The sequence below is a fragment of the Saccharothrix sp. ALI-22-I genome (assembly GCF_001984175.1).
In the GTDB taxonomy this organism is placed as follows: domain Bacteria; phylum Actinomycetota; class Actinomycetes; order Mycobacteriales; family Pseudonocardiaceae; genus Actinosynnema.
Map to the genome: position 1 here is coordinate 63,996 of NZ_MTQP01000057.1, position 17,113 is coordinate 81,108.

The following is a 17,113-nucleotide window of genomic DNA, read 5'->3' on the forward strand; positions in this document are numbered from 1 at the left end:
GTGGCTACTCGACGACCCCGGCCTTGCGCAGTGCCTTGATCCCCTCCACGAATGCCGACGCACGTCGATGGCGCAGCGGCGTCACCAGTACCGCGTGTTCGTGCCTCTGAGTGATCATCGTTTCGAGCACCGTCGGCCACCAGGTGTCCGCCAGGTCGAGGTCGCGCCAACGAGCCTCGTCGGCCACCACGTCCAGCCTGGCGATCGCCTGCGTCTCCGGGTCGTGCCGGACCAACTCGCCGGGTACGCCGTACACCTCCAGGTTCTGGGCCTCGACGCGGCGGATGTCCAGCGCCCACTCCACCTCGCCGTAGAACGACCGGCCGGCCGCGTCGAAGGCTGCCGCGTCCGCGTCGGGGAACGTCGGTGGATCGGCGCGCGGCGACAGCACGATGTTGTCCACCGCGCCGGCCAACGTCACCCGGTCGAACAGAGCGCCCCAGGTGAACAGCGGCGACGCGCCCGACTTCAGGCCGTCGACCTCGACCTCCCGGAGCACGGGGTTCATCACGAAGCACCCGGTCGCGACGCACCGCCGCAGCCTCACCCGGCGCAGCGTGCTCCGGGTTTCCGGCGTCCGGGCCATCGACAGCGAACTGCCGCGGAAGGTGCAGCGGACGAACTCCGCGTCCTCGATCGTCACACCGGAGTCGCGGTCGTGCAGATCGGTGAAGGTCTCCTTGGTGACCGTCTTCATTTCTTCTCCGGCGGTGCTTTGTAGGAAATCAGGATGTCGACCTTCTTGTCCCACCACCACCGGCCTTCGTGCTTCTTGATGGTGGCCTCGTTGTCCGTGGTCACGTCGTATTTTGCGCCCTCGATCACGTCCTTGCCGACCCAGTCGGGCGTGCCCGACGTGCCGATGTGCGAAAGGTACTGGCTGAGCTTGGGCGAGGCCGCGATGCGCGCCGCCATCACCCGCTCCATCGCCTTGCCGAAGTTGGCCCGCCAGAGGAACGGCTTGGTCTTCAGGATGTCCTTCTCCGGCGCGGACAGCACGGCGTCGACGTCGACGGGGTTGGCCACCAGCCCGTCGCGCACCGTGCCGGCGAGTGCCTGGAGGTCGACCCGGACCTCCTCGGCGAGCTTCTTCTGATCGGGTTTGAGCGCGTCGGCGGTGATGTCCTTCGCCTTGTACTTCGCCGAGTACGCCACCACGAGCGCTTTGAGCGCGCGGAACGCGTCGGTGAATCCGGGGTACTCCAGCAACGACTGGGCCTTGCCGTCCTTGGCGGCCTTGGCGACGACCCGCTCGACGCCTTCCGCGCTGTCGGCGATCTCGTTGAGCGCGGCGACCTGGCCCGGCTGGGGTGTGATGTTCTTCTCCGCGAAGGCCTTGGCGGCGTTCCTCGCCTTGGTGGACACCTTGCCGCGCCTGCTGGCCATCTCCACGACACCGCCGCCGTCGGGTGTCGGTGTCGCGGTGAGGGTGTGGCCCTCGCCGGCCATGGTGAGGGTGTCCTGCTCGGGCCTGAGCAGTTTGACGATCTTGTCCTTGACGTTCTTGCCGACCTTGAGCAGCTTCTTGCCCGCCTTGACCACCGTGCCGACGACGGTGTCCACGACTCGGCCGACCGGGGCTTGGATCTTCTCCAGGATGGACTTGATCTTCTCCGAGATGCCGCCCAGGCCGAGCAGGCTGGCCAGGAAGCCCAGGACCATCGGCAGGGCCTTGGCCAGGGTGTTCTCGATCAGGCCGGCCACCGCGCCGACGCCGCCGCGGGCGATCGACTCGATCGAGTCGAGCACCGAGTCGACGAACTCCTTGATCTGCGCGGCCTTGTCGACGAAGAACATGACCACGTCGTAGATCGCCTTGCACGCCTTGATGAACGCCGCCGCCGGGTTGAGCATCGAGATGATCCAGGTGATGCCGGCCTTGACGATCTTCTCGATGACGAACTCCTTGATCTGGCCCATGACCAGCTCTTTGAGGTCGCCGAGCTTCTCCACCACCCACTTCCACAGCCCCGGCAGGCCCTCGGACACCAGGATCTTCACCACGTCCAGCGTCTGCTCCAGCTTGGCCATCACCGGCTCGGGGATGAACCGGGTGATCCGCGCCCGCACGCTCGCCCACGTCAGGCCGAGGATGGACATCACCATCCGGAGGATGCCCTTGACGTCGAACGTCTCCGGGATCTCGATGCCGGCACTCGCCAGGTTGCCCAGCAGCCACGCCTTGAGGCCCTGCTTGAGGTGCTCGGCGATGCGCGAGCCGAAGTTCATCACGCCGGTCTTCACCGCGTTGACCAGGTTGCCGAGGAACCCGATCGGGTCCTTGATGATCAGCTCGACCGCGTTCGCCGCCCGCGCCAGCACGCCGAGCAGCATGTCCTTCAGCTTGGAGATCGTCTCGATGGCGCCGCCGACGGCCTCCTTCGCCTTGTCCCACCAGCCCTTGTTCTCCTCCTGGAGCTTCTTGATCTCCTCGTCGACGGCGTTGCGCGCCTCGACGTACTTCTGCGCCAGGTCGTCCACCAGGGACTGCTGCTTGTCGTCGACCGACTTCTCCAGGTCGTCGAACTGCCCCTCGAAGTCCTTCGCCGCCTCGGCGGCCAGCTTGCGCAACGCGGGCGACTGGGACTCGACCTTCGCCTTCACCCGGTCGCGGCCCTCGGCGATCAGCCGCTTGGCCTCGGCCAGGCGCGCGCCGATGTGGTCGGCGACCTCGCCGATCACCACCTGCATCTGCGTCTCGTAGACCTTCTTCGCCTGCACGAACAGGTCGTTGGCCTCGGCGGGCAGACCGGCGAACAGGTCGTACGCCCACGCGGCGGCACCGCTGATCCCGCTGTACCGCTCGTCCTTGTACTTGCGCATCCGCGCCTGGTGGTCGGCGGTGAACGCGGCCTTCGCCCTGGCCTCACCGGCCTCGAACCGCTTGGCCACCTCGTCGTCCAGGCCGTCGAGCACGCCCTCGACCTTGGTCTTCGTCTCGTCGAAGATCGCCTTGATCTCGCCGGTGATCCGAATCCGGTCCTGCTCGTCCTTCGACTTGGTCGCGTTCTTCGCCGCGCCGGCCTTCTGCGCCTGGGCGCCCTTCGCGCCGGTCAAGCCCGCCACGGCCGCCTGCCCGGTGGCCTGCGCGTCGCCGGTGGCGGCGGCGAGGGTCTGCGCCTCCGAGGCGCGCACGGCCGCCGGCGCGGTGTCGCTGTGCTGCTCGCCCTGCTTCTTCGCGGCCAGGGCGTCGGTGAACTCCGGCTCGTTCGACTGGGCCAGCTGCTCCTCGGTGACGCCCGCCGACGCCATCTTGTCGTTCGTCTCGTGCTTGTCCGCGCTCAGATCGGTCTGCGCGGCGGGCGCCTTGTCCGGCACGGCCTTGCGCGCGTCCGGCGGCGCGATGGCCGGCGGAGGCGGGGCGTCCGGCAGCGGCGTGACCGGCTTCTCCACGGTCCGGCTCGGGTCCGGCGCCTCCTTGGTGCGCTCGGAGACGTCCTTGGCCGACTGCTCCTTGCCTGCGGTGACCTGGCCCATCACATCGGACTTGATCTGGTCGGCCTTGCCGGACGTGGCGAACTTGTCGGCCTCGTCGAGGTTCTTCGGCGCCTGCTTGGCGATCGCCGCGTTGACCGCCGCGACGAACGCGGCCTTGTCGAACCCGCCCGGCTTCGCCCCGGCCATCTTGTCCGCCTGCGCGGCCTTGGCCTGGGCCTCCTTGTCGTCGGCGGGCGCGACGGCGGCGTCCTGCGCCTTCTTCACCTCCGCCGACGCGGGCGGGTGCGCCTTGGCGGTCTTCGACTTGGCCGCGATGTCCTTGGTGAGCTCGCGGAACTTCGGGTCCTGAGCCGGTGCGAGCCCGGCCGGTGCGGGCACGCGTTGCGCGACCAGTCCCGCGACCGCCGCGTTGCCCGCCTGCGCCTGCAACGCCAGCAGCGGCGGCACGGGAGGCCGGCGCGCGCGGGCGGCCGGCCGCTTCGCGCGCGGAACCGGGGCCTCGTCCCGCGACTGCGCCATCCGCCCACTGTCCGGTGCGGCCGACCGTGCGGCAATGACCGGAAGGGCAGTCAACCGCGCCCGATCGGGAAGCTGCACCTTTGGGCAGCCAACGGCGTACCCCGGCACAGCCTCGCGGGCGTTTCGCACGTTGTCGAAGCGCAGCAGCATCGACGGCACAACCGAGCACAACAGTCAGCACAGCCGCACGACTTGGGAGGCAACCGATGCCCACCTATCTCTCGCCGGGGGTGTACGTCGAGGAGGTGGAGGCTGGTGCGCGGCCCATCGAGGGCGTGGGCACCGCCGTCGCCGCCTTCGTCGGCTTCGCGGCCCGAGGACCGTTCAACACGCCGACGCTGGTGTCCAACTGGGCGCAGTACACGCAGGTCTTCGGGGACTTCGTGGCCGACTGCTACCTGGCCCAGTCGGTGTACGGGTACTTCCTCAACGGCGGCACGAACTGCTACGTCGTGCGCATCGGCGGCGAGCGGGCCAAGACCAACGGCCAACTCCCGGCGGGCGCCGGCGCGCACGCCGCGCTGGGCGGCTACAAGATCACCGCACGTGAGCTGGGCGCGGCCGAGATCACCGTGGAGGTCGCCGACGCGACCGGGGAGAACCCGCCGGACGACCGGTTCACGTTGCTGGTCAAGCAGAACGGCAAGGTGGTCGAGACGCACAACGTGACCACCAAGCGCACCAAGGAGAACGTCGTCACGGTCGTGCAGGAGAAGTCCAGCCTGATCACGATCGAGGAGACGACGAACGCGGGCGTGGCCAAGCTGGAGAAGGGCAGCGTCACGCTGAAGGAGGCCGTCGACCCGTCGCCGGTGCCGCGCAAGATCGCGGCCGACGACTACGTCGGCGACGTCTCCGACCGCACCGGGTTCGGCGGCCTGGAGGCGGTCGAGGAGATCACCATGGTCTCGGTGCCCGACCTGATGAGCAGCTACCAGCGCGGCGCGATCTCGCTGGAGTCGGTCAAGGCCGTGCAGCTGGCGATGATCGCCCACTGCGAGCTGATGGGCAATCGGATCGCCGTGCTCGACCCGCCACCCGACCTGAACCCGCAGCAGGTCAAGGACTGGCGGATGAACGGCGCGGGCTACGACTCGAAGTACGCCGCGCTCTACTACCCGTGGATCAAGATCTTCGACCCGGCGAGCAACGACCACACGTTCATCCCGCCCAGCGGTCACATGGCCGGGGTGTGGGCGCGCACCGACGCCACGCGCGGCGTGCACAAGGCGCCCGCGAACGAGGTCGTGCGCGGCGCGGTCGCGCTGGAGACCCAGCTGACCAAGGCCGAGCAGGAACTGCTCAACCCGATCGGCGTCAACTGCGTCCGGTCGTTCCCCGGTCGCGGCATCCGGGTGTGGGGCGCGCGCACGCTGTCGTCCGACCCGGCGTGGCGGTACCTGAACGTGCGGCGGCTGTTCAACTACCTGGAGGAGTCGATCCTCAACGGCACCCAGTGGGTCGTGTTCGAGCCGAACGACGACGCGCTGTGGGCCAGGATTCGGCGCACCATCAGCGCTTTCCTGGTCACGGAGTGGCGCAAGGGCGCGCTGTTCGGGCTCACGCCCGACGAGGCGTTCTACGTCAAGTGCGACCGGGAGACCAACGCGGCCGAGACCATCGACCTCGGCCAGGTCATCTGCGAGGTCGGCATCGCGCCGGTCAAGCCCGCCGAGTTCGTGGTGTTCCGGCTGGCGCAGATCTCCGGCGGCACCAGTCTCGTCAACGAGTAGTCCGTCATCAGCGTCAGCGTCGTCAGCGAGTCCTAGTTAAGGCGGTTGGTCATGGCTCTTCCCGACCTCGACACCTCGGTCGGCCACTCGTTCGGCCTCGAAGTCGACGGCGTCGCGATCAAGCAGATCTCCGAGGTCTCCGGGCTGAAGATGGAGCAGGACGTCATCGAGCTCAAGCAGAACACCCCGGACGGCAAGTACGTGATCAAGAAGCTGCCCGGCAGGCCGAAGGCGGGCGAGGTCACCCTCACCCGCGGCCTGACCGGCGACAACAGCTTCGAGAAGTGGGTCAAGGACGCGCACTTCGGCAAGATGGCCACCGCGCGCAAGGGCGGCGCGATCATCGTCTACGACTACGAGGGCCAGCCGATCAAGCGGTACAAGCTGACCAACGCGTGGCCGAAGTCGCTGGAGATCGGGTCTTTGAAGGCCGGTGACACCAGCGTGCTCACCGAGAAGCTGGTCGTCACCTACGAGATGATGGAAATCGAGTGACGCCATGCGCAGGGTGATGACGACGATCGCCCCCGACGTCCCGGTCGCGTCCGCTCCTCCGGCCTCCACGCCGGTCGAGCAGATGCGCACCGAGTTCGCCTTCGAGCTGCCACGCGGGTACGTCGACGACAGCGGTGTGGTGCACCGCTCCGGCGTGATGCGCCTGGCCACCGCGCGGGACGAACTGGTGCCGTTGCGGGACGACCGGGTGCGGGAGAACGCGGCGTACCTGACCGTGGTGCTGCTGGCCAGGGTGATCGTGCGGATCGGGTCGGTGACCGACGTGCACGCGGGCGTCGTGGAGAACCTGTTCGCGTCGGACCTGGCTTTCCTCCAGGACATGTACCGGCGGATCAACAGCGAGGGGCACACCCGCGCGGCGGTGGCCTGTCCCGAGTGCGGGCACGGGTTCAGCGTGGACGTCGCGGGTGGGCGCCTGGGGGAATCGTGACGTACGCGGCCGACCGGCTGCACGAGGAGGTCGCGTACGTGGCGTACCACTTCCACTGGTCGTGGGACTCCATCCTCGACCTGGAGCACCCGGACCGGCTGCGGTACGTGGCCGAGATCGCCCGGATCAACACGCGGATCAGCCAGGGACGGTGAGGGGCGATGTGGCCGTGGCGACGTGACGCGGCTCGGCCCGAGCCACCGGTGTCGCCGGCGCTGCCCGTGCGGCGCGGCGAGTGGCGTGGGCTGCCGCCGATCCAACGGGTGGTGGCGGCGCACCCGCTGGTGAACCCGGTGGAGCGGTTCTCGGGGTCTTTGGCGTCGTGGCAGTCACCTGCCTACCTGGCGCCGTTGGCACACCGGGTCGGGGTGGACGAGCCGTCGGGCGTGATCGACGGTGTCGCGCAACGGGTGGTGGAACAGCCGGTGGAGCAGCCGGCCGTGGACATGCCCGTCGCCCAGCCGCCTGCCGCAAAGCCCCGGAACTTGTGGTCACGACTCTGGGGTTCGCCCTCGGCAGCCGAGTCCGGGAGCCAGGCCCAGAGCGGCGCCCAGAGCGAGGCCGGGGGCGGTGCCCGGAGCGAGACCCGGAGTGACGCCCAAAGTGCGGCCCCGAGCGCGACTCCGAGCGGGGCCCGGAACGCTGTGGCGCAACGCGAAGTGGCCCAACCGGTGCAGCGGTTGGACACGGACCGCGAGCCTGAACCCAAGATCGAAGCTGAGCCGGGAGTCGAAGCTGTGGCCGCAGTCGAGCCTGTCGCCAGGGTTGAGCCTGCGGCTCAGATTGACCACGAGGTCCGGGTTCAGCGTGCGACCGAGCCTGAGTTCGGGATTGAGCCTGCGGCCGAGGAGCCTGAGGTCGGGGTAGTGCACGGGATTGAGGCCGGGGTCGGTGGCGACGCGGATGTGCAGGTCTTCGTCCCCGAACCTGAAGCCGCGCCATTGTCCGAACCTTCGCCAAGCCTTGAAAACAGGCCAAACCTCGAAGTTGTGCCGGAGCCGGCAACCCGACCGAAGCCTGACGTCGGACCGGTGCTGGCGATCCCCTCCAAGCCGACCGTGGGGGTCGGGCCCAAGCCGGGGCGAGAGGTCGTGTCCAGGCTGGAGGTCGGTGAGACCCTGGCGGTCGAGCCGAAGCGGGAGATCGCACCGACCCCACAGGTCTGGCCAAAGCTTGAGGTCAGCCCCACGCCGGAGATCGCACCCACCCCGCAGGTCTGGCCGCAGCCGGAGATCGGACACACGCCGGAGATCGGACACACGCCTGAGGTCGGACACACATCGGAGGTCGGCCCCATATCGGAGGTCGCACTGACGCCGCAGGTCCGGCCAAGCGATGCGCCGGTGGTGAGCCGAAGTGTCGACGTTGCCGGTGGCGGCACACCGGTGCGGCGTGAGTTTCCGGTCGTGCAGCGGACGGCGGCGGAGGTTGGGCCGTCGGTTCAAGCACGGCCTTCTCTTGGTGCATGGGCGGATTCGGCTGTCCCCACACCAGAGTCGCTGCACGCACCGCAGACACTGCACATGCCGCTGGAGCCGGCCCCGATATCGCCCGAGCCATCGCGTCCGTCACCGGAGCCTCCGCAGGCAGACCCGGAATCGTCGCACTCAGCGCCTGAACCGGCCCTCCCGGCGCTGGAGGCGTCGCATGATGCCCCCGAGCCATCGCGCCCAACGCTGGAGGTGTCTCGCCTAGCAGGCGAGCCATCGCCTACGACGGCTGGGATTTCGCACACGGCATCTGAGTCGTCCGACAAAGCGCCGGTTCTTTCCTACGCGTCAACGGAGACAGTGTCGCGGGGCAGGACTGAGGTGAGTGCTCCTGTTGGGGTGCAGCGAACGGCTGTGCCGGAAGTCGCGACTGAGCCGGTGGTGCTGCCTGGTCAGACTCCGGTGCGGTGGAGTGAAGGTGGTCTGGTCGGCGAGTCGCCGGCGGTGCGCGTGGAGAATTCTCCGCCGCTGCTCGGTGTGCCCAGTGCGAGTGCTGGTGCTGGTGCGGGGACATTGGGTCAGCCGGTGCAGCGGACCCGTCTACCGGAATCCGGTGGGCTCGGCGCGCCGGTTGTCGGGCGTCCGGTCGGGATTCAGCGGCTCGTCACGTCCGAGACCGCCCGGACGGTGAAGACGGTGAGTGAGCCGAGGGTGGAGGTTCCGGCGTCCGGTGTCGGGTTGGGGATGCCGATCGGTGTGCAGCGGACCGTGGAGCCGGAGCCGGATGGTTACCTCGCAGCGCCTGATTTCGCGGGGTCCGAGGTGACGGGGCCGCTTCTCGGTGCTCAGTCCCAGTTGGCGTTGCCGACGTTCGAACCTCACAGCCCCACACCTCACAGCCCCACACCTCACAGCCCAACACCGCATGGTTCGACACCGGTGGCGCAGGCGGGGGTGGGGCAAGCGGCGCCGGTGGTGCAGCGGACCGTGGCTGGGCCGACTGGCGCACGTGCGGGTCGGCCGGTGTTGGGGCTGGGGCGGCCCGTGGTGGGGGAGGGCTTTGCCCCTGCGGTCAGGCGGCCAGTGGCGTCCGAGTTCGAGTTCGTGCAGCGGGAGGTCGAGGTATCGCCTCCTCCGCCGTCCGCATCGTCTGGGCCGGGCGAGTCCGCGATCACGACGGCGGCTCCTGAGCCGATCCCGGCAGTCACGGCAGTCACGGCGATGCCGGAGGCCGGTGCGGCAGCGGGTCAGGCCGGCGTGGCGGCGGGGCAAGCAGGTGTGGCTGGTCAAGCGGCGGCAGGTGCGCAGGAGCCTGAGGAGCTGCTCAAGAAGCTTTACGACCCCCTGGTTCGCCGGCTCAAGGCCGAGCTGTGGCTCGACCGTGAACGGCGCGGAGCGTTGACCGATCGGTGGAGGTGAGCGGAATGGCCGAGGTGGAAGAAGCGGTGGCCGTGTGCTTCGTCGTGCGCATCGACGACGAGAGCCTCGGCTCCTTCAACAGCTGTGACGGGCTCGGCATCGAGTTCACCATGGAGCAGCGCGAGGAGGGTGGCAACAACGGGATGGTCTGGCAGTTGCCCACCCGCATCAAGTACTCCAACGTCAAGCTGTCCCGTCCGGTCACCAAGGACAGCGCGAAGATCATCAAGTGGATCGCGGGCATGGCCGCCGGCGTCACCCGCAAGACGGCGATCATCGAGGCGCGAACGCTTGCGGGCACGGTGATCGCCAGTTGGGCGCTCTCCGGCGTGGTCCCGGTGCGGTGGAGCGGACCCCAGCTGTCCGCCGACTCGCCCAAGGTCGCTACCGAAACCCTCGAACTCGCCCACCACGGCTTCCTCAGCACGGCGAAGTGAGCCCGACATGGCCTCCCCGATCACCTTCACCTCGGCCGGCACGAGCGCCAAGGCCAACAGCTACGCCGCGCCGACGAACCTGCAGAAAGCCCTGATCAGCGTGCACCGCCCACCGAAGGCCGGCGGCGCGGCCAAGCCGGGCGACCTCATGCACGAGATCACCTTCCAGTTCAACCCCAAGGAACTCTCGCTGTCCAAGAACGCCAAGTGGGAGCGCAGCCGCCAGCCGAACGTGCCCAAGAGCGGCACCCCGGAGTTCAAGGGCTCCGACCCGGTCAAGCTGGCCCTGGAAGTCTTCCTCGACGCCACCGACCACATGGACGACAGCGTGGTGAAGATGGTCGAGCAGCTGTTCGCCTGCTGCGTGCCCACGGAGGACAGCCGCCAGCACGGCAAGGGCTCACCGCCGTGGGTGATCTTCAAGTGGGGTGGCATGACCGGCTTCCCGGCGTTCGTCGCCAGCGTCAGCGCCAAGTACACGCTGTTCACGCCCGCCGGCGTCCCGGTCCGGGCGACGTGCACGGTCAACCTGGAGGAGATCGCGGGCGAGCAGGGCGGCCAGAACCCCACCTCCGGCGCTCTCGCGGCCCGCGACTCGCACGTCCTGGTCGCGGGCGACACGCTGCAATCCCTCGCCTACAAGGCCTACGGCAACGCCGAGCTGTGGCGGGAGATCGCGGAGGCCAACGACATCGACGACCCGATGCGGCTGCGGCCGGGCTCGCGGCTGCTGGTGCCCGCGTTGGAGGAGATCCGCGATGCCCAATGAGACCTTCGCGAACTCCCTGGTGGTCGAGGTGGAGGGCGGCCCGCTGCCCGCCGACGTCAAGTCCCTGCTCACGCACGCGTTCGTGGACGACAGCCGCAACCTGCCGGACGTGTTCGTGCTCCGCTTCCGCGATCCCGGCCACGTGGTGCTCGGCAAGGGCGGGTTCAAGATCGGCGCGAAGATCGCGTTGAAGGTGCAGACGTCCGATCCGGGTGGCCCGCAGCCGTTGATGAGCGGCGAGGTCACCGCGGTCGGCATCGACCTGGACACCAGCGGCACGTTCACCGAGGTCCGCGGCTACGACCTGGGACACCGGCTGTTCCGGGGCAGCCGGGTCGTCTCCTACCCGAACATGACCGTCGCCGACGTGGTGCGCAAGGTGGCGCAGCGGGCGAAGATCCCGGTCGGGCAGATCGACGACGTGAAGGGCTTCGGCCGCCCGCATACCCAGCTCAGCCAGGACGGCGTCAGCGACTGGGAGTTCCTGTCCCGGATCGCCGCGCTGGTCGGCGCGCAGATCTCGGTGGTGGAGGGCAAGCTGGACTTCCAGCTCCCCGAGGAACCCAAGTCCGCGCCCGCCACCAACGCCAAGGCCAAGGCGAACCCGCTGGTGCTGGAGATGCACCGGACCCTGTTGTCGCTGCGCGCCGCGATCACCGCCGCCGAGCAGGTGCCCGAGGTCCAGGTCCGGGGCTGGGACCACGAGAACAAGCAGGAAGTCGTGGCCACCAAGCCGCCGAGCGCGCTGGGCACCGAGGCCACCGGCGTCGACCCGGTCGCGTTGGGCGGCAAGTTCGGCAGCCCGCCGTTCCTGGCCGGCGGCCCGCACCGCAGCCAGGCCGAGGCGGACGCGGTCGCCGCCGCTCTGGGCACCCAGTTGGGCGGCGCGTGCGCGGAGCTGGCTGGTGTGGCGCGCGGCAACCCCAAGCTGCGCGCGGGCACGGCGGTGGCGCTGACCAACATCGGCGAGCCGTTCGCGGGCAAGTACACGCTCACCAGCACCCGCCACCTGTTCACCGAACAGGTCGGATACACGACCGAGTTCACCGTCTCCGGCCGGCAGGAACGCTCCCTCTACGGGCTGGCCAACGGCGGCCCCGCCGGTCAGAACGGACGCGGTCTGGTCCCGGCCGTGGTCAGCGATGTCAAAGACCCGGCGAAAACGGGCCGGGTCAAGGTCACCTACCCGTGGCTGTCACCGGACTTCTCCAGCGGCTGGGCGCGCACCGTGCACAGCAGCGCGGGCAACACCTACGGCGAACTCGTGCTGCCCGAGGTCGGTGACGAGGTGCTGGTCGGCTTCGAGCACGGCGACTTCGACGCGCCGTACGTGCTCGGCGGCCTCTACAACGGCAAGGACAAGCCGCCGACGCTCAGCAAAGACCCGGTGGACGGCAACAGCGGCGAGATCGCGGCCCGCGGGTTCGTCTCCCGCAAGCACCACAAGGTCGAGTTCGTCGAGGACGAGGGCATCGTCATCTCCAGCGGCGACGGCAAGTTCGTGGTCAAGCTCGACCAGAAGAACCAGGCCATCGAGGTGACCAGCGGCAAGGCCGTGACGATCAAGGCGCAGAACGGCGTCACCATCGACTCCGGCACCGGCCCGCTGGAGCTCAAGGGCCAGAAGATCACCGCCAAGGCGCAGACCGACGTGACCATCGAGGCGGGCGCCCAGCTCAAGGCGTCCGGCACGGCCGGGGTCAAGGTCGAGGGCGCCACGGTGGCGGTCACCGGTCAGGGCCAGGCCGAACTCACCGCGAGTGGGCCGGTGACCGTGCGCGGCGCGCTCGTCCGGATCAACTGACGTTGTCGAAGGGGAGGGGCAGATGCCACCAGCGGCGAGGGTCGGCGACCCCACCGGGCACCCCGGCGTGCTGGCGCCACCGGGCGTGCCGACCGTGCTCATCGGCGGCATGCCCGCCGCCACCGTCAGCGGCCTGCACACGTGCGCCTTCCCCGGCCTGCCACCGCACCCGCCGACACCTGTCCTGCCGCCCGGCTGCCCGACCGTGCTGATCGGCGGTCTGCCGGCGGCCCGGATGGGTGACATGGCGGCTTGTGGAGCGCCGATCATCGTCGGCTGCCCGACCGTCCTGATCGGAGGGTGACGTGGACTTCATCGGCCGCGGCCTGGCTTTTCCCGTGCACACCGACGCCACCGGCTCCGTCGCGCTGGTCGGCGGCGAACGCGAGATCGTGGAGAGCATCCGGCTGATCCTGGCCACCGCGCCGGGCGAGCGGCCGATGCGGCCCGAGTTCGGCTGCGCGATCCACGACCTGGTGTTCGCGCCCGCCGACGCGGCCACCGCCGGCCGCATCGCCTACGAGGTGCGGCTGTCGCTGGAACGCTGGGAACCGCGCATCACGCTCGACGACGTGTCCGTCGGCTTCGACGAGGTCGACCGCGGCACCCTGCTCATCGACATCCGGTACTCGCTGCGCGGCACGAACGACCCGCGCAACCTGGTGTTCCCCTTCTACGTCATCCCGCCGCACGAGGCCGACGAGGAGGGCGCCTGATGTCGTCGTCCCTGCCCACACCCAACCTGGACGACCGGCGCTTCCAGGACCTGGTCGACGAGGCCAAGCGCCGCGTGCAGCAGCACTGTCCCGAGTGGACGGACCACAACGTGTCCGACCCCGGCGTGACGCTGATCGAGGCGTTCGCGCACATGGTCGACGAGCTGCTGTACCGGCTCAACCGGGTGCCCGACCTGCACTACCTGCGGTTCCTCGACCTGATCGGGGTGAAGCTGTTCCCGCCGACCGCGGCGCGCGGCGAGGTCACGTTCTGGCTGGCCGCGCCGCGCGAGGTGCCGGTGGTGGTGCCCTCGGGCGCGCAGGTGGCCACCGAGCGCAGCGAGGTCGAGGACCCGGTGGTGTTCACCGTGGACCAGGAGCTGAGCATCGTGCCGTGCTCGTTGACGCACCTCGTGACCACGGTGGCGGACGTCGGCATCCCGCCCACCGACCGGACCGACGAGCTGCGCGACGGCAAGGAACCCGAGGTCTTCGCCGAACCGCCCGCGCCCGGCGACGCGGTCCTGTTCGGGCTGTCGGACGCCGTGCCCGGCTGCGCGGTGCTGCTGCGGATCGAGGCGCGTGCGGAAGGCCGCGGGGTGGACCCGCGTGACCCGCCGTGGGCGTGGGACGCGTGGAACGGCACCGGCTGGAGCCCGTGCGAGGTGGACCGCGACACCACCGGCGGCTTCAACCAGCCCGGTGACGTGGTGCTGCACGTGCCGCGTACGCACGCCGTGTCCGTCATCGCCCGGCAGCGCGCTGGGTGGCTGCGGTGCCGGGCCGTCGCGGCGGCGCCGGACCGGCCGTTCTACCAGAAGCCGCCTCGGTTGGCGTCCGTCACCGCCGCCACCATCGGCGGCACGACCAGCGCCACGCACGCGGACATCGTGCGCGGCGAGACCATCGGCGTGTCCGAGGGCGTGCCGGGGCAACGGTTCCCGCTCGCCCGCACCCCGGTCGTGGTGGACGACGGGGCTTTGACGGTCGAGGTCGCCACGCCGGACGGCTGGGAGCAGTGGCAGGAGGTGCGGTCCTTCGCCGAGTCCGGGCCTCAGGACCGGCACGTGGTGCTGGACCGGGTCGGCGGTGAGGTGATCTTCGGGCCGGCCGTGCGGCAACCCGGCGGCGGTGTGCGCCTGTACGGGGCGGTGCCCGCGAAGTCGGCCGCGATCCGGGTGCCCGAGTACCGGACCGGTGGCGGGCTGCGCGGCAACGTGGCGCGCGGGTTGTTGCAGGTGCAACGCGACCCGGTGCCCTTCGTCAGCACGGTGACCAACCGCCAGCCCGCGTCCGGGGGCGTGGCGGGGGAGTCGGTGCGCGACGCGGCGCTGCGCGGCCCGTTGCTGCTCAGGACACGCGACCGTGCCGTGACGGCCGAGGACTACGAGGTGCTGACGCGGGAGGCCGCACCGGAGATCGCGCGGGTGCGGTGTGTGCCGGCAGGGGAGGGGTCGGCGGCGGTGCGAGTGCTGGTCGTGCCGTCGGTCGGCACGCACGAGGAGTCGGACTTCACCGCGTTGCAGCCGAGCGCGGACGTGCGCGGGCGGATCGAGCGGTTCCTGGAGGAACGCCGGTGCGTCGGCGCACGGGTGTCCGTGGAACCGCCTTACTACCAGGGGGTCACGGTCGTGGCGCAGCTCAAGGCGAAGGCCGGCACACCCGAGGACGTGCTGCGGACCAGGTCGGTGCAGGCGTTGTACGACTACTTCAACCCGGTCAGCGGCGGCCCGGACGGCGAGGGCTGGCCGTTCGGACGGCCCGTGCAGTCCGGTGAGGTGTTCGCCGTGCTGCAACGGCTCGCCGGGGTCGAGTTGGTCGAGGAGATCAAGCTGTTCGGCGCGAACCCGGTCACCGGCGAGCGCGGCAACGCCGTGGCCCGGCTGGACCTGCCGCCCAACGGCCTCGCCTTCTCCTACGGCCACCAGGTGCGGGTGGCGCGATGACGACCCCGCACCCGTTGGCCGACCGGCTGCCGGCCGTGTACCTGGAGGACCTGTTCACGCAGCGGTTCCTGGCCGCGTTGGACGAGGTGCTGGCGCCGGTGTTCACCACGCTGGACGGGTTCGCGGGGTACCTCGACCCGCGGATCGCGCCGGAGGACTTCCTGGAGTGGCTGGCGCACTGGGTGGCGCTGGACGTCGGCGAGGGCTGGTCGGTGCCGCAACGGCGGGCGCTGGTGGCCCGCGCGGTCGAGTTGCACCGGTGGCGTGGCACGCGGCGCGGGTTGGCCGAGCACGTGGCGCTGCTGACCGGTGGGCAAGTGGAGGTGCGGGACAGCGGTGGCTGCACGTCCACCGACCGGCCCGGCCTGCCGGTGGCCGAGAACCCGCCGCGCGTGCACGTCCGGGTGCGGGTGCGGCGGCCGGGTGACGTGGATCGGACCCGGCTGGTCGCGGCGATCGCCGGTGCTGTGCCCGCGCACGTCGCGGTGGAGCTGGAGGTGGTGGGGGCATGATCGTGTGCGCGCAGTGCGGTGAGAGCAACGCGGCGGGCTCGGAGTTCTGCGGCGCCTGCGGTACGTACCTGGAGTGGGAACCCAAACCCGCACCCCAGCCCGTACCCGGACAGGCCGGCCCAGGACAGACCGGGCAAGCGAACAACCAACCGATGCCGTGGCCGCTGCCGACCCGAAGGGGACCGCAGCCGGGTCCCCCGTACCAGCCCGGACCGCCGCCAGGCGGTGGCACCTTGCCGCCTCAGCCCGGACCGCCCACCCCGGGACAAGGCGGACTGGGTTATCCACCACCGGGACAGTCCGGGGCGGGTTATCCACCACCTGGTCAATCAGGCGCGGGTTATCCATCGCCAGGGCAGTCAGGGGCCGGATATCCGGCCGCAGGGCAGTCGGGCGCGGTCTATCCGGCAGGTGCCGCTTATCCAGGCTCGACGCAGTCGGGGGCCGGTTATCCCTCGGTCGGGCAGCCCGGAGCGGGGTTCCCGGCCGCTGGGCCGTTCGCGCCGGGGCAGTCGGCAGGGCCGCCCGGCGCTCAACAGCCCGGCATTCAACAGCCCGGCACCCAACAGCCCGGCGTGATGCAGCCAGGCCCTCAGCAGCCGGGCCCCCAACAACCCGGCGCGATGCAGCCCACCGACCAGAAGCCCGCCACCGGCGCGCACCGCCCCCGCCTCACCGAACGCCGCGCACCCCAACCGGGCGACCTGATCTGCGGCCAATGCGGTGAAGCGAACCCGTCCACCCGCAAGTTCTGCGCCCGCTGCGGCTCCGCGCTCGTCGAGGCGGCGGTGGTCGCGGAGAAGTGGTGGCGACGTCTGCTGCCCAAGCGCAAGCCACCGGAGGCGGGCACCCGTCGTCACCGTCGCAGCGGCGCTGCCCGTCGTGGCATCGGCAAGGCGGTCCGCTGGTCCTTCCTGATCGCCCTGCTCGGCGCGGTCGGTGCGTACGGGCTCATCCCGTCGTTCCGCAGCGTCGTCAACACGCAGGCCACCTCGGTCGTCAAAGACGTGAAGGGCATCTTCGTCACCGAGCTGGTCCCGGTGCGCCCCACCGGCATCACCGCCACCGCCGAGTCGCCCGACCACCCGCCGCTGATGGCCGCCGACAACGCGAAGAACACCTTCTGGCTCGCGCCGGTCGAACCCAAGCCGCCCGCACTCGTGCTCGACTTCGGCCGCGAGGTCGATCTGCGCGAGGCCATCATCCGGGTCGGCAACCCGGACGACCTCCAGACCGCGCACCGGCCCAAGAAGCTGCACCTCGTCTACTCGACCGGCAAGACGTTCGACCTGGACATCGCCGACACACCCGACGAGCAGAAGGTCAAGATCGAGAACAGCGCGGGCGCGACCAAGGTCGAGGTGCACGTGGTCGAGGTGCACAGGTCGTTGCAGGGCAACGAGGTCGCCCTCGCCGAGATCGAATTCTTCGCGGTGAGGTGAAC

At 70.1% G+C, this 17,113-nt stretch carries 14 protein-coding genes; 12 read left to right on the forward strand and 2 right to left on the reverse strand.

Features of this window, described 5'->3' with window-relative positions; all coding sequences use genetic code 11:
• Positions 1 to 4 precede the first annotated feature (4 nt).
• Both ALI22I_RS16535 and ALI22I_RS16540 read right to left on the reverse strand, forming a co-directional pair.
• The gene (locus ALI22I_RS16535) at positions 5 to 697 is read right to left on the reverse strand and encodes a hypothetical protein (protein WP_077006392.1); all 693 of its coding nucleotides are present in this window, start codon (positions 695 to 697) and stop codon (positions 5 to 7) included.
• Positions 694 to 3,957, reverse strand: coding sequence for a phage tail protein (locus ALI22I_RS16540; RefSeq protein WP_238598402.1), 3,264 nt, complete (start codon positions 3,955 to 3,957; stop codon positions 694 to 696). Before ALI22I_RS16540 ends, ALI22I_RS16535 begins: the two co-directional genes overlap by 4 nt.
• Positions 3,958 to 4,163: 206 nt before the next feature.
• On the opposite strand from ALI22I_RS16540, the gene ALI22I_RS16545 reads away from it, so the two are divergent.
• The 12 genes from ALI22I_RS16545 to ALI22I_RS49255 all read left to right on the forward strand — a co-directional run bounded on the left by ALI22I_RS16545 (position 4,164) and on the right by ALI22I_RS49255 (position 17,111).
• Positions 4,164 to 5,690: a phage tail sheath family protein gene (locus tag ALI22I_RS16545; RefSeq protein WP_077006393.1), complete on the forward strand. Its 1,527-nt coding sequence runs from the start codon at positions 4,164 to 4,166 to the stop codon at positions 5,688 to 5,690.
• A gap of 51 nt (positions 5,691 to 5,741) precedes the next feature.
• A complete protein-coding gene (locus ALI22I_RS16550) occupies positions 5,742 to 6,185 on the forward strand; it encodes a phage tail protein (RefSeq protein ID WP_077006394.1) in 444 nt (147 codons plus the stop codon).
• Between the two features lie 4 nt (positions 6,186 to 6,189).
• A complete protein-coding gene (locus tag ALI22I_RS16555; RefSeq protein ID WP_077006395.1) occupies positions 6,190 to 6,636 on the forward strand; it encodes a hypothetical protein in 447 nt (148 codons plus the stop codon).
• Complete coding sequence (locus tag ALI22I_RS49245) at positions 6,633 to 6,791, forward strand: DUF6760 family protein (protein WP_106618461.1); 159 nt, start codon at positions 6,633 to 6,635, stop codon at positions 6,789 to 6,791. The genes ALI22I_RS16555 and ALI22I_RS49245 overlap by 4 nt, the downstream gene beginning before the upstream one ends.
• 2,699 nt (positions 6,792 to 9,490) lie before the next feature.
• A complete protein-coding gene (locus ALI22I_RS16565) occupies positions 9,491 to 9,922 on the forward strand; it encodes a phage tail protein (RefSeq protein ID WP_077006397.1) in 432 nt (143 codons plus the stop codon).
• A gap of 7 nt (positions 9,923 to 9,929) precedes the next feature.
• Positions 9,930 to 10,691 (forward strand): CIS tube protein, encoded by a 762-nt coding sequence (locus ALI22I_RS16570; RefSeq protein ID WP_077006398.1) that lies wholly within the window; start codon positions 9,930 to 9,932, stop codon positions 10,689 to 10,691.
• Positions 10,681 to 12,495 (forward strand): VgrG-related protein, encoded by a 1,815-nt coding sequence (locus ALI22I_RS16575; RefSeq protein WP_077006399.1) that lies wholly within the window; start codon positions 10,681 to 10,683, stop codon positions 12,493 to 12,495. Before ALI22I_RS16570 ends, ALI22I_RS16575 begins: the two co-directional genes overlap by 11 nt.
• A 22-nt stretch (positions 12,496 to 12,517) precedes the next feature.
• A complete protein-coding gene (locus ALI22I_RS16580; RefSeq protein ID WP_077006400.1) occupies positions 12,518 to 12,799 on the forward strand; it encodes a PAAR domain-containing protein in 282 nt (93 codons plus the stop codon).
• 1 nt (position 12,800) lies between these two features.
• Positions 12,801 to 13,211, forward strand: a complete 411-nt coding sequence (locus tag ALI22I_RS16585) for a GPW/gp25 family protein (RefSeq protein WP_077006401.1) — start codon at positions 12,801 to 12,803, stop codon at positions 13,209 to 13,211.
• Positions 13,211 to 15,157, forward strand: coding sequence for a putative baseplate assembly protein (locus ALI22I_RS16590; protein WP_077006402.1), 1,947 nt, complete (start codon positions 13,211 to 13,213; stop codon positions 15,155 to 15,157). Before ALI22I_RS16585 ends, ALI22I_RS16590 begins: the two co-directional genes overlap by 1 nt.
• Positions 15,154 to 15,669 (forward strand): phage tail protein, encoded by a 516-nt coding sequence (locus ALI22I_RS16595; RefSeq protein WP_077006403.1) that lies wholly within the window; start codon positions 15,154 to 15,156, stop codon positions 15,667 to 15,669. Before ALI22I_RS16590 ends, ALI22I_RS16595 begins: the two co-directional genes overlap by 4 nt.
• 623 nt (positions 15,670 to 16,292) lie before the next feature.
• Entirely contained in the window at positions 16,293 to 17,111 is an 819-nt protein-coding gene (locus tag ALI22I_RS49255; RefSeq protein ID WP_077006404.1) for an NADase-type glycan-binding domain-containing protein, read from the forward strand.
• Positions 17,112 to 17,113 lie beyond the last annotated feature (2 nt).